A 23,703-nucleotide genomic window follows, 5' to 3' on the forward strand; every position below is an offset into this window, starting at 1 on the left:
CATGAAGACGCTAAGTGCAGCGTGCCGGTATGGGCTATTGCTGATGGCAGGCTGTGTCCTGGCGGGGTGTAAACCGCAGCAAAATGCTCTCCCGCAGCCGGTTCCTGCGGTGTCGGTGAGCATGCCGCAAAAACTCACCTTTGACTCGTCAACCACCGTCACCGGCACACTTGGCGCTTCTGAGCAGGTGCAGATTGCAGCGCGTGTCGCCGCGACGCTGCAATCGGTCAATTTCAAAGACGGCGACCTGGTGCAGGCCGGACAAGTGTTATTTACGCTAGACCCGGCCGCCTTACAGGCACAGTTTAATTCCGATCAGGCTGCGCTGGTGAATGCTCAGCGTGAAGCTGACCGCGATCAGGCACTCTATCCGTCACACGTTATCTCCTTGTCCGCCTTGCAGGACGCGCAAACCGCCAGAGATCAGGCGCAGGCGCAGCGGGATATCGCACAAATTAATCTCGGTTATACGCGCATTACCGCGCCTTTCACCGGACGCATCGGGCGGCGTACCGTCGATGTCGGTAATCTGGTGGGCACCAGTGGTAATACCGTGTTAGCCACGCTGAATAAGATCGACCCGCTGTATGTCACTTTCAGCCTTAATCAGTCAGACGCGACGCGCTTTGGCATTATCGCGGCGCACGGTGATGTACCAGCTCATCAACCAGTGGATATCACCATTCCTGGCCTGAGTGAACCGCTGCATACCACCATCGATTTTGTCGATAACCAGCTCGACAGCGCCAGCGGAAATATCACCCTGCGTGCGACCCTGCATCAGCCGCCGATTAGCCTGCTGCCGGGGATGTTTGTCCAGGTCACTTTGCATGCGGCAGCGCCGGTGAGCCAGCTGCAGCTGCCGGCCACGGCGGTACAGGGTGACAGTGTTTTCCCGGTTTCTGCGGATGGCATGGTCAGCCGCCTCAGCGTTAAAACGGCTCCCGGCAGCGGTGAGCATGTCATTTTACTCAGCGCAAATGACGACACACAGCGCGTCCTGACCTTTGCTCGCCCGGATTTGGTGGGGAAAAAGGTGAACGTCAGCAACGAGGCGCAAAGCCAGCATGATTAAGTTCTTTCTCGACCGACCGGTTTTCGCCAATGTGCTGTCATTGATTATCCTGATCCTCGGTGCTGTGGCTTTATGGGCGTTACCGGTATCGCAGTATCCCCCCATTACGCCGCCGACGGTGCAGGTGGTGACGCACTATCCCGGCGCCAATGCGCAGACATTGCAGGATCAGGTGGCGTTCCCTATCGAGCAGCAGGTGAACGGTGTCGAGAACATGTTGTATATGAAATCGACCACCGGTAATGATGGCACTTACACCCTGAATATCACCTTTGCCATCGGCACCGACAGCGACGAGGCCCAGATCCTGGTGCAAAACCGCGTGCAGGCTGCGCTCTCCCAGCTGCCTGATGCGGTGCAGCAGCAGGGGGTGACGGTGCGAAAAAGGTCCACGGCCATTTTGCAGATGTACAGCCTGCAATCTTCCGACCCGGCGCAGGACACGCTGTTTTTGAGCAACTACGCCACCAACCATCTGCGCGATGCACTGGCGCGTATACCCGGTGTGGGTGATGTCACGGTGTTTGGTACCGGAAACTACAGCATTCGCATCTGGCTGGATGCGGCGCGTATGCAGCAATATGGTCTGGTACCGGATGACGTGATCAACGCCATCAAAGCGCAAAACCGCAGCGTCAGCGCCGGACAGTTGGGCGCGCCGCCCGTCAACAGCGGCCAGCAGATGCAACTGACGCTCAACGTTAATGGCTTGCTGACCGATGCCAGCCAGTTCAATCAGATCGTGATTAAAAGCAGCACCGCGGATGGCGGCAGGCTGGTGCGTTTACAGGATGTCGGCCATGCGGAGCTGGGTTCATCGAGTTATTCGCAGTTTTTCACCATGGACGGTAAACCTGCGGCAGGGATTGCCATTTCACAGTTGCCGGATGCCAACGCGCTGGACGTTGGCGCTGCGGTCGCCGATGAGATGCAAAAATTGTCTGCGCAACTGCCCGCAGGTATGCACTATTCACTGCCGTTTGACACCACAACCTTTATTAAGAGTTCAGTCGATGATGTCTACAGCACCTTGCTGATCGCCGGGCTGCTGGTTTTACTGGTGATTGTGGCATTTTTGCAAAACTGGCGCGCCGTGCTGGTACCCGCCACCACGGTGCCGGTCACCATTATCGGCACGTTCGGTGCTATCTACCTGATGGGTTTTTCCATCAATCTGTTGACGCTGTTTGCCATCGTGCTGGCGATCGGTATCGTGGTTGATGATGCGATCGTGGTGGTCGAAGGCGTGAGTCATCATATGGAACAGGGACATGCGCCGCGCGAGGCGACGCTGCGTGCCATGCGCCAGCTGCTGGCTCCGATCATTTCTATCACGCTGGTGCTGGTGGCGGTGTATATCCCGGCGAGTTTCTTACCGGGCCTCAGCGGCCAGATGTATCGTCAGTTTGCGCTGGTGATTGCCGTGACCACTTTGCTTAGCGCCCTTAATGCACTGACGCTGAAACCGGTGCAGAGTGCACAGTGGCTGCGACCAGTGAAGCAGGGAACCAAACCCTGGATTTACCGGAAGTTCAATCAGGTTTTCGCCTGGCTGGAGAACGTTTATCTCAACGGTGTTCGCCGCTTAATCCGCCACAGCAAAACAGCGCTTATTGGTGGCATGGTGGTGATCGTGCTGGCGTTAGTCGCCTTCCTCAAAATTCCGACCGGATTTATTCCGCTGGAAGACCAGGGGTATCTGCTGGTGTCGCTGCAACTGCCGGACGCCGCTTCACTGGAAAAAACCGCCAACGTGACCCAACAGGTGGAACGGTTGCTGAATCAGCAGCCCGGAGTAGACCATGTCGTGGTGATCGGCGGGTTGTCACCACTCGACAATAATGCGTCCCTGTCCAACGCGGCGCTGATTTACATCACCCTGAAACCCTGGCATCAGCGTGGCAGGAACCAGGATCTGCGTTCAATCTATCTCAATCTGAATAAACAGCTGGCGGGTATTCCTGATGCCAACGCGCTGGTGATTGTGCCGCCGCCGATTCAGGGCGTCGGTAACGGTGGCGGTATGCAGATGGTCCTGAGCGAGAATGACGGCCAACGTGATTACCGGCATTTGCAGCAGGTGAGTGATAATTTTGCCCGGCAGGCGATGGCACTGCCGCAAGTGTCGCGCATGTTCAGCACGCTGCGTGCCGATGTACCGCAGATCAATGTCACGCTGGACAGAACGCGCGCGGCAGCGATGGGTGTCTCTCCCGGCGATGCCTTTGATGCAATGCAGCAATACCTCGGTGCCAGCTATGTTAATCAAATCACCCGCGAGAACCATAGCGTGAAAGTGTATGTGCAGGCGCAGTCAGATCAGCGGCTGCTGCAACAGCAAATCTCTGCACTGACGGTAAAAAATGCCAGCGGTGAGCCGGTTTCGCTGGCGACACTGGTCAGTTTCACCCCGACTCAGGGGCCAGCCGTCGCTTCTTTATATAATCTCAACCCGGCTGCCACGCTTACCGGTATGCCCGCCCCAGGTTACAGCAGCGGGGCGGCGATGCAGGCGGTGGAGACACTGGCGAAAGCCACCCTGCCGCCGGATATCAGCCTGTCGTGGACTGATATGTCGTATCAGGAAAAAGTGGCCGGAAACCGCATTTATATTGCCTTCGCCATGTCGCTGCTGCTGGTTTATCTGGTGCTGGCGGCTCAATATGAAAGCTACTGGTTGCCCATCAGCGTCATCCTTGGTGTCCCACTTGCCTTATCAGGTACGGCGATCACATTGTTAGCGCTGAATATCGCTAACAATCTTTATACCCAGATTGGCGTGTTATTACTGGCCGGGCTTGCCGCCAAAAATGCGATTCTGATTGTCGAATATGCCCGCCAGCAGCGTCTGGCCGGGAGCAGCATCATTGACGCTGCACTGACGGCGGCCAGAACGCGTTTCCGGCCGATTATCATGACGTCGCTGGCATTTACCCTGGGCGTAGTGCCGCTGATCTTTTCCAGCGGTGCCAGCGCCAGTGCCAGAAAATCATTGGGGATTACCGTTTTCTCGGGGATGTTGTCAGCAACTTTGCTTGCCATCCTGTTAGTCCCTTGTTTTTATGTCGTTTTGCAACGTGCACAAGAGGCGTGGCAGGCGCGACGCAAGCCTGTTCATCAGCCCTCTGTATCGGGTGAATGACCATGAGTGATGCGAAAACCGAGTATAAGGCGAAGAAAATCCTCGTTCTGGACGATGAAAATGAACTGCGCAGCATGCTGCAACGCTATTTAAGCGATCAGGGATTTGAGGTCAGGACGGCGGAAAATAGCGCCCGACTCGACCGGTATTTGCAACGTGAGCCGTTTGATTTGCTGGTGCTGGATCTGATGATGGAACCGGAAGATGGCCTGTCCGTGTGCCGCCGTCTGCGCGCGGCGAAATACACGTTGCCTATCCTGATGCTCACTGCGCGTGGCGATCCGATCGACCGGGTGATTGGTCTGGAAACCGGTGCTGATGACTATCTCGCCAAGCCTTTCCTGCCGCAGGAGCTGGTGGCGCGTATTAAAGCCATCTTCCGGCGGCAGGAATTGCAGCGCGGCGAAACGCCCAGCGGTTCGGGACAGGTCTGTTTTGGCCCTTACCGCCTGGATATCACCCGTCAGACGCTTTACCGTGAAGATCAGCGGCTGACCCTGAATTCCGCCGAAATGAATTTGCTGATTGCGTTAGCCACCACGCCCAACCGGCCGATCAGCCGCGAAAATCTGCTGAACCGCGCCAGAGGACGTGAGTATGAAGCGCTGGATCGAAGCGTCGATGTGCAGATGTTACGCCTGCGCCAGCAACTTGAAGTGCAACCTTCCGAGCCTCGCTGGCTGAAGACCGTCTGGGGCATGGGTTACATGCTGATTGTCGATAGTGAAACGTGAAAAAATTCTGGCCCCGCTCCCTGCTGGCACGTAACAGCATCCTGTTGATCTTGCTGGTGACATTGACGCAATTCACCACGCTGACGGTGTTTCTGGTTTTTATCCAGAAGCCCAGAGTCAACGACGCCGCTTCGCTGATTGCCTCGCAGATCACTATGCTCGATAAGCTGCTGGCAACGGTGCCAGCCACGGATCGTGATCGTTATGTGCAGGCGGTGCAGGGCGTTGCTCAGCCACCGCTGCATTCCATAGAAATACCCACACTGGGCCTGGCCGGGTTCTATCGGCGTTATTATCTGAAGGTCTTTCTTGATAGCCTGCACCAGCAACTGCCAGCGGGGATTCAGCTGCGCTGGGAGCAGGCACCGGAAAAAAAATTATGGGTGGAGGTGAAAATTGCCGGACAGCCGTACTGGGTTGCGCTGGCTGTGGAGCCGTCGAATCATCTTGCCAGTCTGATCAGCGCGATTTTGCTGTCAGTGGTTTTGTCCCTGATGGCGTTGCTGACGGCTTATGGCCTGCAACGGCGTATCAACCGCCCGCTGACGTCACTGGCGCGGGCTGCTGCTGACGTCGGCAAGGGCGGATGGCCGCGTCCCTTATCGCCGGAAGGACCGACTGAAATCAAAACTGTCAGCCTGACGTTTAATCGCATGCTGGCGGGTCTGGCCGAGATGGAGAATACCCGGGCGCAGATGCTGGCCGGTATTTCTCACGATCTGCGCACGCCGCTGACCAAGCTACGCCTGGCGCTGGCAATGAGCGGGCAGGAAAAATCCCCCCAGGACGATTTCGGCCGTTACTTTGATGATGTTGATAACATTCTTCAGCAATTCATTGATTATGCCCGTGGCAGCGCGGCTGAGCTGACTCAGCCGGGTGACATCAATCAGATGATTACTGAATTGGCCCATGATTTTACCGGGCTGGGACAGAACTTTAGCCTGAACCTTGCCCCGCTGCCGGTGTTCCTGTTCCGCCCGGTCAGCGTGATGCGCCTGCTGACCAACCTGATGCAAAACGCCGCCAAATATGGCCTGACAGGATTAGAAGTTGCCAGCTGGCGGGAGCAGAATGTCGCTAATATTGCGGTTCGCGATCGCGGTCCCGGTGTTTCAGAGCAAGATTTAGAGCAGATTATCAAACCGTTCCATCGCGGAAAAGGCACTGCCGCCCGGCATAACGGTTCCGGCCTGGGACTCGCCATCGCGCGCCAGATTGCGCAGCAGCATGGCGGCGATCTCAGCGTCAACCGCCGGGCAGGAGGCGGGCTGGAGGTGAGGGTTACGCTGCCTTTGGTGTAGGTTATCGGCAGCGCGATAACGGTCAAACACGCAGGGTGCGCTCACCTGAACCATCCGGCAGTTCAATCAATAAGCTGAGTTTTCCACCCATGGCTTCAATATAACGCTTGATCGTGATGAGGCGCTGATCAGCACCTCCCTGTTCAATCTGTGTAATACGCGGCTGCTTCACGCCCATCGCCTCTGCTACTGCTTTCTGTGACAAAGCCAGTTCCTCGCGCAGCAACTGCAAACCGGTATCAAGAATCATTTCATCAGCAAGTTGCTGGATCTCGGCGCGATCCTTCTCTGAAAATTCTGTATTCAGGAAATCATTTAAATCGGTCATTTGTCAGTCTCCTTCCGTTCATTCAGATGCTGGCAAAATACTTCATCCGCCATGGAAATCATGCGCTCATAAAACTGCTTATCGCCGCTCTTGTCACCAGCGCAGAGTATAATGGCTCTGCGAACTGGATCGAATGCGTAAAAGGCCCGGATGGGTTTTCCGCCATGCTGCACCCTTAGCTCCTTCATGTTTGGAAATCTGGAGCCTTTGACTGTGTCAGCGTAAGGCCTGGGTAGTGCTGGTCCGTAATGCTGTAAGTTAAGCAGACTGGCGGCGATACGTTTTTTTAGCGCATCGTCCTGCACACGTAGCCACTCCCTGAACGTTTCTGCAAGTCTGACTTCCCACATAGCCAACACTCCATATAAGCCATTCCTTATACGCAGGGTATAAGGAATGGCCTAGCTAGCTAGTCATGATAGTTTCATCGTAAACTATTGCACTGCGTTGTAGCTTGTTATCGCTGGCGCAGAAAACCAGGATTTTTGTGATGAATATCACTCATAAAATGAAATCAAACATCCCATCTCATTGTTACAGCGATTCACATCACTTTTTTAAGCGCGGTAAAAACGCCGACTGACACTTTTGCCTGGTGCACATTTTACGCCAGCCGAATCCTCTAACTTATTGCCATCGGAGGTCATCATGTTACCGATTGAACGTCACCGTCAGATCATGGAGGAATTAAATCTTAATGGTCGGGTACTGGTTATTGAACTGGTTAAACTTTGCCGGGTTTCTCAGGAAACTATACGCAGGGATTTATCACAGCTAGAGAAAAAAGGTTTATTACAACGTAGCCACGGTGGTGCGGTATTAATCACCAAACACCAGGGAAACCTGGCAGGGAAAGAGAATAAACCGAATGAATATGAATCGACCTTTCGTCTGCGGATGAATGAAAATACCCAGGCGAAAACAGCCATCGCCAAAAGGGCACTCGATTTTATTAGTCCGGGCGATTGTATATTACTGGATAGCAGCACCACCTGCTGGTTTCTGGCACGACAGCTGCCAGACATCGAGCTGACAGTGTTGACTAACTCGCTGCGCATCGTGCAGACGCTGGCCGCCAAAGGCCATATCCGCACCATCTGCCTGGGAGGCGAGTATTCCGATCACAATGAGGACTTTAACGGGATTGTTGCAGAGCAGCCGCTGAAAGATTTTCTGATCAACAAAATCTTTTTTTCCTGTAGCAGTCTGGGGAATGACGGATATTTACGCGCGGCAAATGAAAATAACGCACATTTAAAACAACAAATGCTGATGGCGTCAGAAAGAAAATATCTGCTGTTAGATGCAGGGAAATTCCTGCGGCCTTCTTTCGCCCGAATTTGCCACTATCGTGATGTGGATTTTTTAATTACCGACAATCTGAAAGATAAAGAGTTACAACAGGAACTGGCCTGGAATGGTGTCAATATTATTGATTGCTCCCAGCGCCAACATGCCATGCAATTAATGAACTCTCAGGATATCTAACATTATGAAAAAAACATTAATCGCCTGTTCCCTGCTGGCGTTGTTTGCTGCAACCACCTCACACGCTGCGGATAAGCTGCGGATGGGGATTGTGGTCAAGGTGGGCGGCATTCCGTGGTTTAACGCCATGGAAGCAGGCATCAAGAGCGAAGCGGCGAAAGAGGGAATTGATGCCTGGATGGTTGGCCCAACATCGGCAGATCCGGCACTCCAGGTCAGGGCGATTGAAGACCTGATTGCGCAGAAAGTTGACATCATCGGCGTAGTGCCAAATGACCCGAAAGTGCTGGAACCGGTACTGAAACGCGCCCGTGACGCAGGCATTCGCGTGCTGGTTCACGAATCCCCGGATCAGAAATACGCCAACTGGGACTTTGAGCTGGTGGATGCCAAAACCCACGGCGAAAACCATATGAAAGCGCTGGCCGCTTGTATGCACGACGAAGGCAAATACGTGGCCTATATGGGTGGTCTGACGGTGCCGCTGCACAACGCCTGGGTGGATTCCGCCGTGGCTTATCAGAAAGCACATTTCCCAAAAATGCAGATGGTTGGCGACAAGTTTGGCGTTGGCGAATCGCTGGATGATTCCATCCGCACCACCAATGAAGTGATGTCCAAGTACCCGGATCTGAAAGGTATTATCGCCTTTGGTTCGCAGGGACCAATCGGAGCCGGTCGCGCGGTGCTGGCGCGCAACAAAATCGACCAGGTGTGCGTCATTGGCGCCTTCAGTCCGGGCCAGGGGCAGATGCTGGTGAACCGTGGGGCGATTAAAGGGGGTTACATCTGGAACCCGATGACCGCCGGTGAAGTGTTTGTCCGCCTGGCGGGCATGATGCAGAAAAACCAGCCCATCACGGACGGTATGACCATTGAAGGACTGGGCAAGGTGAAGGTCGATGAGCAGACCCACACCATTCTCGGCAATAACACCGAGAGCCTGGATAAAGCCAACCTGCCGAAACTGGTCAAACTGGGGCTGTAATATGCAACTGATCGAACCACAGACGTTGATTGCCCTCGAAAATCTGTCGAAAACCTTCGGCGGTAATCGGGCATTAAGTGAGATATCGCTGTCGTTGATGGCAGGGGAAGTACATTGCCTTGCGGGTACCAATGGATGTGGTAAGAGCACGCTGATTAAAGTGATCTCCGGGGTACACGCCCCGGATAGTGGCAGCAGAATCACGCTGGGGGAGAGCAACGAAACTTTCCCGCGCCTGACACCGAAACAGGCGCGTGATTTCGGTGTGCAGGTGATTTATCAGGATCTGTCGTTGTTTCCCAACCTCAGCGTCGCGGAGAACATTGCGTTCGAGCATAACCTTGGCAGCCTGCTCGGCTGGTACAACCAGAAAAAACTGCGCGTCAGCGCAGAGAAAATCATCAATGAGCTGAAGTTCGATCTGCGGCTGGAGAGCAAAGTGGCGGAGCTGTCGATTGCCCAGCGTCAGCAGGTGGCAATTTGTCGTGCGCTGGTCGCCGATGCCCGGCTGGTGATTATGGATGAGCCAACCGCGTCACTCACTCGTACCGAGGTGAACCAGCTGCTGCGTACCGTACGCTATCTGAAAGACAAAAATATTTGTGTGGTGTTCGTCAGCCACCGTCTGGATGAGGTGCTGGAGATTTCTGACCGCGTCACCGTGATCCGCGATGGTCGCAAGATGGGTACCTGGCCCGCCAGCGAGATGGACGGGCATCGTCTGACCGAGTTGATGACCGGCCTTCGTCTCGACTATCAACTGAAAACGCCCACCCTGAACCCCGATCGCAAGCTGCTGGAAGTGGAAAATCTCAGCCGTAAGGATCAATACCACAACGTCAGTTTTTCGCTGTTTGAAGGGGAAGTGCTGGGGCTGTGCGGCCTGCTCGGCTCTGGCCGCACCGAACTGGCGTTGTCGTTGTTCGGCATGACCAAACCAGACAGCGGCAAAATCTGGCTCGATAGCAAACCGGTGCGCTTCCGCAGCCATGAGGACGCGATCAAATCCGGCATTGGTTATGTCTCGGAAGATCGCCTGACGCTGGGCCTGGTGCAACAGCAATCGGTGGCCGACAACATGGTGCTGTCGATCCTTGACCAGCTGCGCAGCCGTTTCCATCTGATTGACGAATACCGCAAAAACAAACTGATCCACGACTGGATACAGCAGCTGGGCGTGCGTGTGGCCGATCCGGAACATGCCATCTCGACGCTGTCCGGCGGCAACCAGCAAAAAATTGTGCTGGCAAAATGGGTGCTAACCCATCCCCGCATACTCATTCTCGACTCGCCCACCGTCGGTGTGGATGTCGGCGCTAAAGCCAGTATCTACAGCCTGATTCATAAGCTGGCGAAAGAAGGGCTGTCGATCATCCTGATTTCCGATGAGGTGCCTGAGGTTTATTACAACTGTGACCGGATTCTGCATTTCCGCGACGGTACGGTGCACGCTGAATACCAGCCGCAGCAAGTGGCGCAGCAGCAACTGGCGGAGGTGATCAATGCCTGATTTATCGTTCTTCAAACCCCAGTCGAGTCAGGGCTGGCTGGCCTGGGTACTGCTGCTGTTCTTTGTGGTGTTCTCCTGCGCCAGTGACCAGTTCCTGACGTTGCAAAACCTGCTGGATCTGACCGAAACCTACGCCGTCACCGGCATCTTTGCCCTCGGGTTATTCGTGGTGCTGGTGATCGGGGGTATCGACATCTCCTTTGCCGCCGTGGCGTCAGTGGTGCAATACATCATCGCCTCGCTGTTTGTGCAGTTTGGTTTTGATAACGCCCCGCTCAGCATCCTGCTGGCGATTGCCTGCGGCACGTTGTTCGGCGTGATCAACGCGGTGCTGATCTACTGGCTGCGCATTGTCTCGATCATCATCACCATCAGCATGCAGTCGCTGTTGTTCGGCATGCTGATGTGGATCACCGAAGGCCGCAGCCTCTACAACCTGCCTGAATGGTGGATAACGCTGCATAACATCCTGTCGTTTAGCGTCCACGGGCAGACTTATCAGGTGGGTCTGCCACTCAGCATCATGCTGGTGATTGCCGCGCTCACCTGGTTGTTGCTGAACAAAACCCGGCTGGGCCGTCAGCTGTATGCCACCGGGGGCGACCAGGAATCGGCGCGTCGTATCGGCATCCGTGTCGGGCTGATCCACATCCTCGCCTATGGCTGGCTGGGGGCGATGGCGGCCGTCGGGGGGCTGGTGCAGGTCTATCGCGTGGGGGAAGTGGTGCCGAATGCGCTGGTCGGAGGCGAGCTGGATGTGCTGGCGGCGACGGTGCTCGGCGGTGCCAGCCTGATGGGCGGCAAGGGGACGGTGACCGGCACGCTGATGGGGGTGTTCCTGATTGCCATCCTGAAAAACGGCCTCAACCTGGTGGGCGTCTCCAGTTACTTCATGAATATCGTGATCGGCGTGGTGATTATGGTCGCCATCACCGTGACCCACTACAAAAAGCGCAAAGAAACCGACGTCAGCTTTGTCTGAGCGGGGAGAGTGTGATGAAACGAATAAATTTTCTGACCAGTGAAAAAGCGCATCCCGGCCTGCTGCTGTTGATTGCGCTCGGGGTCGCGGTGTTCAGCTATATGCTGCCGGGCCGTTTCCTGACCGGATCGACCTTTATGAGTATGGCTTTCCAGCTGCCGGAGCTGGGGCTGCTGACGCTGGCGATGTTTATCGCCATTCTCAGCGGTGGCCTGAACCTGTGCATTATCGCCACTGCCAATCTTACGGCGCTGTTTATCGCCTGGGTATTGCTGACCCTGATGCCAGCAGGTGCGGGCACCGCGCTGCAACTGCTGTGGCTGCTGCTGGCGCTGGTCGGGGCGGCGCTGATCGCCACGCTGATTGGGGTGATCACCGGGCTGATGGTCAGCCGCGTCGGTGCGCATCCGATTCTGGTGACGCTGGCCACCATGATGACAGTCAACGGCATCGGCATCTGGCTGACACGCGGTGCGGCGGTGAGCGGGATGCCGGATGTGGTTCGTGCATTGGGGGCCGACACCTTCTTAAGCGTGCCGTTACCGCTGTGGTTGTTCTTGATCACCGCCGGGCTGATGGCGCTGTTCCTCGGTAAAACCCGTTCCGGCAAATGCATCTATATGGGGGGCAGCAACATCAACGCCACCTGGTTCAGCGGCATCAACACCCATCGTCTGTTGATTCAGGTGTATGTCATCTCCAGCCTGCTGTGCGTGCTGGCCGGGCTGGTGATGATGGCGCGCTTCAACTCGGCGCGCATGGGCTACGGCGACTCATATCTGCTGATTACCGTGCTGGCGATCATTCTCGGCGGCACCGATCCCAACGGCGGGTTTGGCCGGGTGACGGGCGTGGTGCTGTCGCTGACTGCGCTGCAAATCCTCTCCACCGGTTTCAACCTGCTGAACATCAGCCAGCATTTCAGCCTGGCGATGTGGGGAGCGGTGCTGATTGTGGTGCTGGGCCTGAAGTTTTTTAGAACCAAATTTACTCACTCCCGTGCGGTGCGGCGCAGTACTTTACTTGCACGCCAGGCCGGTCTGACTGAAAAAAAGGAAGTCTGATGCGTACCCAAATTTCTCCTTCTCTGATGTGCATGAACCTGATGGAAATCAAGCAGCAGCTGGCGGTGCTCGACACCCGCGCCGACTTTCTGCATATCGACATCATGGATGGCCACTACGTGAAAAACATCACGCTGTCGCCGTACTTTATCGAGCAGATCCGTCCGCACACCCAGGTGGCGCTGGATGTGCATCTGATGGTGGAAGAACCGACCGATTTTATCGAGGTGATCGCCAAAGCGGGGGCGGATTACATTTGCCCGCATGCGGAAACCATCAACCGCGATGCCTTCCGGGTTATCAATCAGATCCGTTCGCTGGGCAAGAAAGTGGGTGTGGTACTCAATCCGGCGACGCCGGTGTCGTTTATCCATCACTATATCCATCTGCTGGATAAAATCACGGTGATGACGGTGGATCCAGGTTACGCAGGGCAGCCGTTTATCACCGAAATGGTCAGGAAGATTGAAGAACTGCGTGACCTTAAAGCCCGCCATGGTTACCGCTACCTGATTGAAATCGATGGCTCCTGTAACCAGCGCACCTACAGCACGCTGCTGGCAGCGGGGGCGGAAGTGCTGATCGTCGGCACCTCGGGGCTGTTTAATCTGCATGAAAACCTCGAAACCGCCTGGGATCAGATGATCGGCAATATCGAACAGGCAAAAGGTACGTTGCGGGAGTCAGCATGAATCGAACCTGGCTGGGTATAGATATTGGTGGTACCAGCACGCGGTTACTGACCCTGGAGGGAAAGGATCAGTGGTCTGGATTCCACAAGCTGCCGACGGCCAGCTGGGCGCAGTCGGCAGATGCCCTGGCGGCGCTCGCCGGGTTGATAAACAGCATAGTGCGACAACGTCCAGTGGATGGCGTGATGCTCGGTCTGCCAGGCATTCTGAGCCGTGACCGCCAGCATGTGGTCTCCCTGCCGTTTATTCAGGCGCTGGATGACACGCCGGTGGCCGCGCATCTGAGTGAAATCACCGGCGTACCGGTGGCGATGGATAAAGATGTCAACCATCTGATGTTATGGGATTTAATGCAGCTGGAGACGTTGCCGGACAATGCGGTGGGGCTTTATCTCGGTACCGGCATGGGCAACAGCCTGTGGCTTAATGGCCAGTTCTACCACGGGGAGCAGGGGGGCGCGGGGGAGATTGGTCATATTCCCTGGGCGGATAGCGATCTGCCGTGCCCTTGTGGCAACCACGGTTGCGCGGAAACCCTGACCTCGGGACACTGGCTGAGTCAGTGGGCCCGCCAGCACTACCCGCAAACCGCAATGGCGCAGCTGTTCACTCAACACGCTGAACACCCCGATTTGCAGCAGTTTGTCAGCCGACTGGCAAAGATCATCGCCAGTGAGATGAACATCCTCGATCCGCAATACCTGATTCTCGGTGGTGGCGTACTCGGGATGAATGATTTTCCGCTGGAGGCGCTGCGTAACCAGATAACCCGGCATCTGCGCCCACCGGTCACGCGGGGCGGTTTGCAGATGGTGTTCAGCCACGCAACCGATCAGACCGGCTGTCGCGGAGCCTGCCTCGCGGCGGCACGCCTGTTCGGGAGGTAAGTATGAAAGGTAAAGTCTGCGTCTTTGGCTCGTTCAATCTCGACATCGTCGCCAAAATGTCGCGTTTTCCGCAGCCCGGTGAATCGCTGGTGGCGCACAGCAGCATGATGGGGCCGGGCGGTAAAGGTTCCAATCAGGCCACCGCCGCGCTGCGCGCCGGGGCGCGGGTGCATTACATCGGCAAAGTGGGCAATGATGATTTCGGCCTGTTTGCCCGCCGCCATCTGGAGAAGACCGGTTTCGACGCCATCACGCTGTTTACCTGCAAGGAAAAACCGACGGGCAACGCGATGATTTACGTCGCCGGTGATGATGCTGAAAACATGATTTCCGTTTACCCCGGCGCCAACCTGACGGTGAGCGCCGCCGAGGTCAATCGCTGTCAGCCAACGGTGGCGGCGGCAGATATTCTGCTGGTACAGCTGGAAAACAACTTCAGCGCCATTCAGCGTATGGTGGATAACGCCCGTGCCGCCGGAACTTACGTGATTGTTAACCCGGCACCCTGGCAGAAGGTGAGCGATGCGTTTCTGCGCAAGGTTGATCTGTTAACCCCCAATAGCACCGAGGCCGGGCAACTGACCGGCACGCGGGTCACCGATCTGGCGTCGGCGCAGGTGGCGGCAAACATGCTGCACAGCAAAGGGGTGCGGCAGTTGATCATTACCCTTGGCATGCAGGGCGCGCTGCTCTCCACCGGCGAGCGTATGCTGCTGGTGCCGGTTTATCCGGCACAACCGATTGATAGTACCGGTGCGGGGGATTCTTTCAACGGCGCGTTGGCGGCGCGACTGGCCGCTGGTGAGCCACTGGAGCAGGCGGCGTTATTCGCCTCGGCCTATGCCTCGGTTTGTGTTGAACGCGCCGGAGCCGCGAACTCCATGCCGCGCTACGATGATGCGGTGCATCGGATGCAACAATATCCGCAACTGGCGATCAGCGAAATCACCCAGTCGGCTACTGCTATTCCGTCGCTACCGTCTTGAGCGTCAATCCCTGGTGCGAATAAATTCGCACCCTACGCCGCCAGGGGCGGCATTGATGCCGACCAGGTCAATAACCGCATGGAGCCGTAGCGGCGCGATTTATCGCGCAAGGTGCTTATTTAACAGGGCAATCGCTCCACCGATCATAATATGCTGGGAGATCAAAAGGCCGCTGAATATAAGATTCACCTCTCCTTTATGAGATATTCCATTCTGATCAAAGAAATCACTGTTTAAACTATTATTTCGTCCGGAAATGAATTATTAAATAGCTGTCAGTTACCTTACGCTGATAACAAGTATGTTTTATAACCATTTAATTCTCACAGGGAAGAGTAATACTGTATGCCGATAATATCTCCAACTTCTGCCGTTAACTCTTTAGCTACAAACAGCACAAATGAATTACAATCTCCAGAACCGAAGCACTACCCTAAGAATGAAGGGAGATTGTCAGAAAGCCGTCTGCCCACCCCGAACAAAACAACAGATGAAATTGATAGTTTATTATTGGGGGAGGATAAAGGCGCTAAACCTCTTCATTGCGTTACCTTGATAGGTTATTCCGGGATGAGTTATGAAGACTTTGATGGAGAAATGGGAAGAATAAAATCACAGCTGGAAGAATGCGTACGCGATAATCCGGATAAACAAGTCGTTGTGGTATGCGGAGGAACCAGCGTTGGCATAGGCGGTGTTTATGATGTTGTGGCTAATGATGCTTATCTTAAGGCCAACATCAAATGCATTGGTATTGTTTCTGAATTAGCCTCCGAAGGTGATTTGGTACAAAATAAGGATGATTTTAAGGTGGGTATCGTGCGTGTTCCTGATCCTAACCAATCATGGAAGACCAAATTTACTGATGGTGATCAGGATTATCAGGCCATGCTTTATCCGGCACACAAATTTGGAGGCGAAATATTGGCGTTTGGCGCAGGCGGGATCGGTTATGATGAAATCAAAGCAGCAAAAGACATAGGTATTAAGATCACGGTATTTCCGTCTAAACCGCATAATGACCTGCTACAGGCAAAGCTTAATAAGAACAATGAGTTTCGTGATGTCTGTCCCCTGCTATATCATGAGTTTGGCATTAAGGGTTAAACATTAAATTATCTACCGGAGGGGGTTGATAAGTATCATCGTCAGCTGTAATTCCTGCTGTGCGAAATTGCCTGCCAATTTTAAAAGTTTTATTGAAAAAAACAAACTTCGAACTCCGGTCCTATTTGCCCATAATCTGATCCGTTATGGGCATTTTTTATCACGCTCAGGACATTTCCGGGATTTTGCTGTTATTCATCCTCAATCCTGACTTTATCACCCGCCGCATCTTCGATCGCTTTGCGCAGTTTTTCCGCTGTCACCTCATCGAGGTGAGCAATCACGCCAGGCTCAGTCGCCATCTGGGCATCCTGTAAAGCCCAGCCTTCAGCAGACATCACCGCAAATATCGCTTTGGCGATGCCCGGTGGGTTAGGGCGGGCATTAAACACAACTTTTTTCATTGTTTGCACCTTTGTGTAAAAACATTTGATTAGCCTGAACTCATTAAAAGCCCGGCGGCACTGACCGATGCGCTGAGCCATCAGTCGCAGGTGTTTTCAACCAAAATGAATCCGCCCTAAATTTACCGAAAGGAGGTGTTGATAGAATGTGAACAGAACAATGTCGCAGCGAAAACTAGCCAAATACCCAGGCAACCCGTGCCAGTTAAACCCTGAGTCTCGCGGAGCAGGCGTTTATTTCCTCGCGCTGCGTTTGCCACCCTCAGGGTTGCTGGCTAACTTGATTAAAAGACCCTGGAAAATGACCAACCGTATTCCCTGTGCATCACTTTGGTGCTCAGGCCCGGCGACCATCAGCTTCTGATCCTGATGTGCATGCCAACACGAGGCAATACAACATGAAAGATAACTCCTCTGCTCCTGCCATCGACCCTGCATTTCAACATGATGTGGTACGTAATCTGATTTGCCGCCAGGCACGCTACCCGGATATTGCCACGCCGCAGGACTGGTATATGGCGCTCTCGTTTACTGTCAGAGACCGCATGCTGGAAAGCTGGGTAGCATCGACTAAAAACTATGCCGAACATAACGTTAAGGTCGCCTGTTACTTGTCAGCGGAGTTCCTTATTGGCCCACAGCTGGGTTGTAATCTGCTGAGCCTGGATCTTGAGGATGATTCCAGGCAGGCCCTGCACGCGCTGGGACAGGATCTTGATGAATTGCTGGCGCTGGAGGAGGAACCGGGGCTGGGCAACGGGGGTTTGGGCAGGCTGGCGGCATGCTATCTGGATTCACTGGCGACGCTGGAAGTACCGGCCATCGGCTATGGCATTCGCTACGAGTTCGGCATCTTCGATCAGGATATCGTGGATGGCTGGCAGGTGGAGCGTACCGATAAATGGCTGAAAATGGGCACGCCGTGGGAAATTGTCCGGCCTGACATCAGCTTTTATGTCAATTTTGGCGGCTACACCCGGATGCAGACCGATGAACAAAACCGGTTGCAGGTGCAATGGATCCCGGCACGCCAGGTAAAAGGGGTGGCCTATGATGTGCCGATCCAGGGTTATCGTGTCAACACCTGCAATCTGCTGCGGCTGTGGAAAAGCGAGGCGGTGGAATCCTTTGACTTCGAGGATTTTAACGCCGGTGATTATTACCAGGCAGTGGAAGAAAAAGTGGTCTCAGAGACGCTGTCTAAAGTGCTCTATCCCAATGACGAACCCGATGCCGGTAAGCGCCTGCGCCTGGCTCAGCAATACTTTTTTGTTTCATGTTCGCTTCAGGACATGCTGCGCCTGCTGGATATTGGTCACCGGCCTGTCGAACATTTTGCAGAACGCTTTGCCGCACAGCTGAACGATACCCATCCCTCGATTGCCGTGGCGGAACTGATGCGTCTGCTGATCGATGAACGTCAGTTGTCATGGGATGAAGCCTGGTCAATTACCCAGCACACCTTCGCCTATACCAACCACACTTTGTTGCCCGAGGCGCTGGAAACCTGGGGTCTGCCGCTGATGCAAAGTCTGCTGCCTCGGTTGCTCGACATTATTTACGAAATCAACAGACGCTTCCTGGAAGAAGTGCGCCAGGCGTTTCCTGATGATGCGGCGCGGGTGGCGCGTATGTCATTAATTGACGAACATGGCGAGAAGAAGGTGCGCATGGCTAATCTGGCGACGGTAGGCAGCCATGCCGTCAATGGCGTGGCGGCGTTGCATTCCGAGTTACTCAGGCAAACGGTCCTGCATGACTTCGCCGGGCTGTATCCGCAGCGTTTTCTGAATGTCACCAATGGCGTGACCCCGCGTCGTTTTCTGATGCTGAGCAATCCGCGGCTGGCTAATCTGCTGGATGAAACCATAGGCACGGGCTGGAGAAACGATCTGACTCAGCTCAGTGCCTTGGCCACACTTGCCGATGACGATGCTCTGCAACAAGCGTGGCGCGCCATCCGTCATCACAACAAAGCGGCGCTGGCGGGACGCATCAGTAAAGTGGTCGGCATCGACGTTGCGCCCGATATGCTGTTTGATGTGCAGGTGAAACGCATCCACGAGTACAAACGCCAGCACCTGAATGCCCTCTATATAATCAGCCTGTATCAGCGCTTAAGCCGTCATCCTGAACTGAAAACCGCACCGCGTTGTTTTATTTTTGGCGGTAAGGCGGCACCGGGCTATGGCATGGCGAAACTGATCATTCGGCTGATTACGGGCATCGCCGAAGTGGTCAACAATGATCCGGCGATGAATGAGCGTCTGAAGGTGGTGTTTTTTCCCGATTTCAACGTGAAGAACGGCCATCTTATTTATCCGGCGGCGGATCTGTCAGAGCAGATTTCGACGGCAGGCAAAGAAGCCTCGGGCACTGGCAACATGAAGTTTATGATGAATGGTGCCATCACCATCGGCACGCTGGATGGGGCCAATGTCGAAATACGTCAGCAGGTGGGTGAGGAGAACTTTTTCCTGTTTGGCATGACGGCTCAGCAGACGGAGACATTGAACCGTGCGGAGTATCGTCCGGCTGATTACGTGCAGGCCAATGAGGATTTACGCGATGCATTTGAGCAAATTGCCCAGGGACGTTTCTCCCGCGGGGATACGGCGTTGTTCCGTCCGTTGCTCGACAGTTTGCTGCACTACGATCCCTTCCTGGTCCTTGCCGACTATGCCGATTACGCGGCGAGTCAGGCGCGAGTGAGTGAAACCTGGCACGATCAACGCCTGTGGACACGCATGTCGATTCTCAATTGCGCCCACTCCGGGATCTTTTCGTCAGACCGCGCCATCAGCGAATATTGCCAGCATATCTGGCAAATACCGCGACGCAAGGGTTAATGACCGGTGCCAGTATATTAAATGCGGGAGTCGTAGCCATTCTGATTGTCTGATTTGTGTCGCTGGCACAGATTTGGTGCATCATTGTGGTGCGCAGGCATCATTTTGGGGTGCGCGGTGGTCTGTTATTGCAAAAATAGAGACAACAAAACCGTTTTTGTTAATTGGCACCCACCTTGCACTGAATAAAACAACACGAATTATCTTTTACGATGAGTAAAAAATGATGATTTTTACCGTTGGCAACTTATAAAGATAAGCGACAAAGATAACATTAACAGATCGGCTGCTTTAAAAGCGGACAATACATTGCCTGATTTTTATACGGCATATTTCTGACATATTATCTTTGGCCACTATGGGTTAATTTTGCTGGCATTTATTTTACAAGGGAATAAATCGTACATGACTACGTCAACCATCGTCCTTGACGCTGTCCCACTCACTGCTGATGCGGTGGCTGCTATTGCCCGTCGCGGGGCAAAGCTGGTATTGGGAAACGAAGCACTTAACCGAATCCGCCAGGGCCGTGGCCTGGTTGAGCGATTCGCGGCGCAACAGAAACCGGTGTACGGGCTGAACACCGGGCTGGGTGCCAGCGTTGATACCAAACTGGCCGCCGCCGATCTCATCGCCTTCCAGCGCAGTGTCACCCATAGCCACAGCGCGGGTGTTGGCCCAATGTTGCCGGTGGAAGCGGTGCGAGCGCTGCTGACGGCGCGCATCTCCGGCATGGCCGCAGGTGGTACCGGTGCCTCGGAAAACGTGATTTCCGGCTTGCTGGCGGCGCTGAATGCCGGGGTCCATCCGGTCATTCCTTCCTGGGGATCCATCGGCGCTGCAGATCTGTTACCGCTGGGACATCTGGCTAAAGCGTTGCAGGGACATGGCAATGCTGAATACCAGGGTCGTATCATGCCCGCCACAGAAGCGCTGGCGCTGGCTGGACTGCCACTGATTGATCTGCGAGAGAAAGATGGTCATGCGATGGTGGTGGCAAACAGCCTGTCAACCGGCACCGCCTGCCTGGTGCTTGAAGATGTGCAGCGGTTTATTGACTGGTCGCTGGCGGCGGTAGCCCTCAACTATGAAGGATTCCGTTCACAGCTCACCGCTATCGATGCTGCGGCCCTCGCGGCTCGTCCGGCTTTCGGCCAGCAGGAAATTGGCAAACGCCTGCGCAGCCTGTTATCCGGCAGCGATTTGTGGCGCGATGGCGCAGCACGGCGTCTCCAGGATCCGCTGAGTTATCGCTGTGTGCCACAGGTCTGGGGTGGGTTGATCCACGCCCTCGAACAGGCACGACAGGCCACGGAGATCGAGCTGGGGAGCTCAGGTGATAACCCGGTGATTCTGGCCTCCAGTGAACGCATCGTATCGAATGGCAATTTTGACCTGACCGCATTTTCTCTGGCGTGGGAACAGGTGGGGCAAGCGCTGGCGCATTGCGCTGCGGGTATTGCCAACCGTTGTTTGCGCCTGATGTCGCCAGCTGCGGCTGAACTGCCACGTTTCCTGTCAGCCAGTGGACAAAGCCGGGCGGGCTACGCGGAATTACAAAAACCGCTGGCGGCGCTGGAAGCTGAAATCCGCCATCTCGCCAATCCGATATCGATCACCCCGCTGGCGGTTTCTGATGGTATCGAGGATCAGGCGTCGATGGCTCCCAGGGTGGTTGCCAAAGTGCAGGCGATTATCGAACGGCTGCGCTACCTGGTGGCGATCGAACTGATGAGTGGCGCAGTCGCCGTGGAATTACGTGGCGTGGTCGATGTGCTGGGTGACGGCCCGCGTCGTGCTTATGAGATGGTGCGCCAGTGGGTCCCGCCAATGGAAGAAGATCGGGAACTCAGCACCGACATGGAAAATATCTACCAACTGGTATCAGGAGCCTGCCCGATCGGCGAAAACCACACTCAGCTGAGTGATGCAAATTTAACGCATTCAGAATAACCGTTATTTCCGCTTTACCCGGACGGCACGACGAGAATAGTGAGAACACTCACGCAATCTGCCGTCCGAAAAACACCAACCTTAAATAAACATCGAAGGGAAAGTCATAATGAAAAAAAGAGTGATAGCATTATTCAGTGCCTGTGCATTTATATTAATGCCCTGGGCCGCGAGCTATGCCGCAAGCACGACCACTTCAATTACCGTCGGCTCAGCCGATTTCCCGGAAAGTCAGTTGCTCGCCACTATTTATGCCAAAGCGTTATCTGCAAAAGGTATTACGGTGAAAACACGCATGAGCATTGGCAGCCGCGAAGTTTATATGCCGGCATTACTGGATGGGTCCATTGATCTGTTGCCGGAATATACCGGAGCCGCACTGAGTTATCTGAAAAAAAATCCTGCTGCCCATACGCCCGATGAAGTCGCTGCGGGTTTAAAGGCGGCTTTACCTAAAGGGATCACCATGCTGACCCCATCGCAGGCTCAGGATGCTGATGCGGTGGTGGTGACGCGCGCCACGGCAGATAAATACCAACTGAAAACCCTCGCTGACCTGGCCCCGGTGGCGGACAAGATTGTCTTAGGCGGATCACCTGAGTGGAAAACCCGTACTGAAGGGTTGCTCGGCCTGGAAAAGGTCTACGGTCTGAAGTTTAAGGATTACAAGGCACTGGGTATCGGGCCGATCACCCTGACAGCTTTGCTCAACGGGCGAATTCAGGCGGCAGAACTCACCTCAACCGATCCCGCCATCGCCAGCAAAAACCTGGTGGTACTGGACGACGTTAAATCGTTGTTTATGTCACAAAACATTGTGCCGATTATCGCGGAAAGCAAAGTGAGTGACACGGTGAGCCAAACGCTGAATGCGGTATCCGCCGCCCTGACCACGGCCGATCTCACCCGCATGAACGAACGCCTCGCAAACTATGACAGTTTCGATGTGGTAGCCAGCGACTGGCTGAAAGCCCACAACCTTAATTGATATCCGTCTGAACAGGATAAAAACGATGGCAGAAAAGGTGGGTCCCCTTAATGGTGTGACCGTGGTTGATTTCACGCGCATGCTTGCTGGCCCGTTTTGCTCAGCGACCCTTGCCGATTTAGGCGCAGAGATCATCAAGATTGAGCCGCCGCACGGCGACGATCAGCGTGGCATTGGTGCGATGAAAGACGGGCTAAGTGTCAGTTTCGAACTGCTTAACCGCAACAAACGCAGCCTGAGACTCGATCTCAAGCAGGAAGAGGGCAGACGTATTGCCCTGCAACTCGCGGCAGAAGCGGATGTCGTGCTGGAAAACTTCCGCCCTGGCGTTGCGGATAAGTTGGGTGTCGGTTATGAGGCGGTTCGGGAACGCCGTCCGGATACGATTTATTGCTCGATCTCGGGCTTTGGCCAGGTCGGTCCGATGGCCAGGGCACCCAGCTATGACGTGGTTGCGCAGGCGCTATCGGGACTGATGAGTATCACCGGTCAACCGGACGGTGATCCAACCCTGGTCGGTGATTCCATTGGTGACATCCTGGCAGGCATTTATGCCGCGATGGCGATTCCCGTCGCGCTATATCGGCGGGCAACAACCGGGCAGGGTAGCCGGATCGATGTTGCCATGTTTGATTCATTGTTCAGCCTGCTGCCGACGGCGCTGGCTAAATGGCAGGTAACGGGTTTGTCGCCTGAAAGAGTGGGTAATCGCCATCCGCTAACCGCACCTTTTGGTGCCTTTATGGCGGCGGACGGTCCTTTCATGCTGGCGGTGGCGAATGACAAGTTGTTCAGCACCTTAGCCAGTGCAATGGGACAACCCGAGCTGGCGCAGGATCCGCTTTTTGCCACCGATCCGGCACGTTTTGTCAATCGTGATGCGCTGACAACGGTCATTGAGACCTGGGCTGGGCAGCTGACCACTCACGACGTTGTCGCGCAGCTTACCCGTTTTGGCTTACCGGCCTCCACGGTGTGGACGGTGGAAGAGGCCGCCAATAGTGAACAGGTTGCCTCTCGCAACCTGATTTCAGGGGTTGAACATCCGGTCCTTGGCCCCTTGTCCCTGCCTGAACAGCCGGTTCATTTATCGGGTTCTGAACGCGGCCAGCAAAAACGTGCGCCGCACCTCGGAGAGGATGGCGCTGCAATTCTTGCTGAACGTTTGGGGTGTTCTGCCGAGGAGATCGCAGTGCTGCGATCCTCTGGCGTGATTTAACCA

20 protein-coding genes are annotated in these 23,703 nt (G+C 54.8%); 17 read left to right on the forward strand and 3 right to left on the reverse strand.

Annotated features, from left to right (window positions below):
• Nucleotides 1–43 precede the first annotated feature (43 nt).
• From HA50_RS24940 to HA50_RS24955, 4 genes are read left to right on the forward strand one after another with little or no spacing between them, the layout of a single operon-like run.
• Nucleotides 44–1,075, forward strand: a complete 1,032-nt coding sequence (locus HA50_RS24940) for an efflux RND transporter periplasmic adaptor subunit (RefSeq protein WP_158087438.1) — start codon at nt 44–46, stop codon at nt 1,073–1,075.
• On the forward strand, nt 1,068–4,217 hold the full coding sequence (locus HA50_RS24945) for an efflux RND transporter permease subunit (RefSeq protein WP_084879490.1): 3,150 nt from the start codon (nt 1,068–1,070) through the stop codon (nt 4,215–4,217). Before HA50_RS24940 ends, HA50_RS24945 begins: the two co-directional genes overlap by 8 nt.
• A gap of 2 nt (nt 4,218–4,219) precedes the next feature.
• The gene (locus HA50_RS24950; RefSeq protein WP_084879491.1) at nt 4,220–4,951 is read left to right on the forward strand and encodes a response regulator; all 732 of its coding nucleotides are present in this window, start codon (nt 4,220–4,222) and stop codon (nt 4,949–4,951) included.
• Entirely contained in the window at nt 4,948–6,255 is a 1,308-nt protein-coding gene (locus HA50_RS24955; protein WP_084879492.1) for an ATP-binding protein, read from the forward strand. The genes HA50_RS24950 and HA50_RS24955 overlap by 4 nt, the downstream gene beginning before the upstream one ends.
• Nucleotides 6,256–6,277: 22 nt before the next feature.
• Here HA50_RS24955 and HA50_RS24960 read toward each other — a convergent pair whose 3' ends face one another.
• Nucleotides 6,278–6,583: a helix-turn-helix domain-containing protein gene (locus HA50_RS24960; protein ID WP_084879493.1), complete on the reverse strand. Its 306-nt coding sequence runs from the start codon at nt 6,581–6,583 to the stop codon at nt 6,278–6,280.
• Nucleotides 6,580–6,933: a type II toxin-antitoxin system RelE/ParE family toxin gene (locus HA50_RS24965; RefSeq protein WP_084879494.1), complete on the reverse strand. Its 354-nt coding sequence runs from the start codon at nt 6,931–6,933 to the stop codon at nt 6,580–6,582. Before HA50_RS24965 ends, HA50_RS24960 begins: the two co-directional genes overlap by 4 nt.
• A 298-nt stretch (nt 6,934–7,231) precedes the next feature.
• Between HA50_RS24965 and HA50_RS24970 the strand changes: the two genes are divergently transcribed.
• The 9 genes from HA50_RS24970 (at nt 7,232) to HA50_RS25010 (ending at nt 16,287) form a co-directional block, all read left to right on the forward strand.
• On the forward strand, nt 7,232–8,071 hold the full coding sequence (locus HA50_RS24970; protein ID WP_084879495.1) for a DeoR/GlpR family DNA-binding transcription regulator: 840 nt from the start codon (nt 7,232–7,234) through the stop codon (nt 8,069–8,071).
• A gap of 4 nt (nt 8,072–8,075) precedes the next feature.
• Nucleotides 8,076–9,059, forward strand: coding sequence for a substrate-binding domain-containing protein (locus HA50_RS24975; RefSeq protein WP_084879496.1), 984 nt, complete (start codon nt 8,076–8,078; stop codon nt 9,057–9,059).
• A gap of 1 nt (nt 9,060) precedes the next feature.
• The gene (locus tag HA50_RS24980) at nt 9,061–10,569 is read left to right on the forward strand and encodes a sugar ABC transporter ATP-binding protein (RefSeq protein ID WP_084879497.1); all 1,509 of its coding nucleotides are present in this window, start codon (nt 9,061–9,063) and stop codon (nt 10,567–10,569) included.
• Nucleotides 10,562–11,551: an ABC transporter permease gene (locus HA50_RS24985; RefSeq protein ID WP_084879498.1), complete on the forward strand. Its 990-nt coding sequence runs from the start codon at nt 10,562–10,564 to the stop codon at nt 11,549–11,551. Before HA50_RS24980 ends, HA50_RS24985 begins: the two co-directional genes overlap by 8 nt.
• Before the next feature lie 14 nt (nt 11,552–11,565).
• Nucleotides 11,566–12,615, forward strand: a complete 1,050-nt coding sequence (locus HA50_RS24990) for an ABC transporter permease (RefSeq protein WP_084879499.1) — start codon at nt 11,566–11,568, stop codon at nt 12,613–12,615.
• The gene (gene alsE / locus HA50_RS24995) at nt 12,615–13,307 is read left to right on the forward strand and encodes a D-allulose 6-phosphate 3-epimerase (protein ID WP_084879500.1); all 693 of its coding nucleotides are present in this window, start codon (nt 12,615–12,617) and stop codon (nt 13,305–13,307) included. Before HA50_RS24990 ends, alsE begins: the two co-directional genes overlap by 1 nt.
• Nucleotides 13,304–14,194, forward strand: a complete 891-nt coding sequence (alsK, locus tag HA50_RS25000) for an allose kinase (RefSeq protein WP_084879501.1) — start codon at nt 13,304–13,306, stop codon at nt 14,192–14,194. The genes alsE and alsK overlap by 4 nt, the downstream gene beginning before the upstream one ends.
• Nucleotides 14,195–14,196: 2 nt before the next feature.
• Entirely contained in the window at nt 14,197–15,180 is a 984-nt protein-coding gene (locus tag HA50_RS25005) for a ribokinase (RefSeq protein WP_084879502.1), read from the forward strand.
• A gap of 345 nt (nt 15,181–15,525) precedes the next feature.
• Complete coding sequence (locus HA50_RS25010; protein WP_139811029.1) at nt 15,526–16,287, forward strand: hypothetical protein; 762 nt, start codon at nt 15,526–15,528, stop codon at nt 16,285–16,287.
• Between the two features lie 191 nt (nt 16,288–16,478).
• Here the strand turns inward: HA50_RS25010 and HA50_RS25015 are convergent, their stop codons facing one another.
• The gene (locus HA50_RS25015) at nt 16,479–16,691 is read right to left on the reverse strand and encodes a hypothetical protein (protein WP_084879504.1); all 213 of its coding nucleotides are present in this window, start codon (nt 16,689–16,691) and stop codon (nt 16,479–16,481) included.
• Nucleotides 16,692–17,089: 398 nt separating this feature from the next.
• Between HA50_RS25015 and HA50_RS25020 the strand changes: the two genes are divergently transcribed.
• The 4 genes from HA50_RS25020 (at nt 17,090) to HA50_RS25035 (ending at nt 23,700) form a co-directional block, all read left to right on the forward strand.
• Nucleotides 17,090–19,540 carry a glycogen/starch/alpha-glucan phosphorylase gene (locus HA50_RS25020; protein WP_084879505.1) on the forward strand — a complete coding sequence of 817 codons (2,451 nt, stop codon included), beginning with the start codon at nt 17,090–17,092 and terminating at the stop codon, nt 19,538–19,540.
• Between the two features lie 405 nt (nt 19,541–19,945).
• Nucleotides 19,946–21,493 carry an HAL/PAL/TAL family ammonia-lyase gene (locus tag HA50_RS25025; protein WP_084879506.1) on the forward strand — a complete coding sequence of 516 codons (1,548 nt, stop codon included), beginning with the start codon at nt 19,946–19,948 and terminating at the stop codon, nt 21,491–21,493.
• A gap of 109 nt (nt 21,494–21,602) precedes the next feature.
• Nucleotides 21,603–22,481, forward strand: a complete 879-nt coding sequence (locus tag HA50_RS25030; protein WP_084879507.1) for an ABC transporter substrate-binding protein — start codon at nt 21,603–21,605, stop codon at nt 22,479–22,481.
• 25 nt (nt 22,482–22,506) lie between these two features.
• Nucleotides 22,507–23,700, forward strand: a complete 1,194-nt coding sequence (locus HA50_RS25035) for a CaiB/BaiF CoA transferase family protein (RefSeq protein WP_084879508.1) — start codon at nt 22,507–22,509, stop codon at nt 23,698–23,700.
• Nucleotides 23,701–23,703 lie beyond the last annotated feature (3 nt).

The sequence above is a fragment of the Pantoea cypripedii genome (assembly GCF_002095535.1).
GTDB classification, from domain to species: domain Bacteria; phylum Pseudomonadota; class Gammaproteobacteria; order Enterobacterales; family Enterobacteriaceae; genus Pantoea; species Pantoea cypripedii.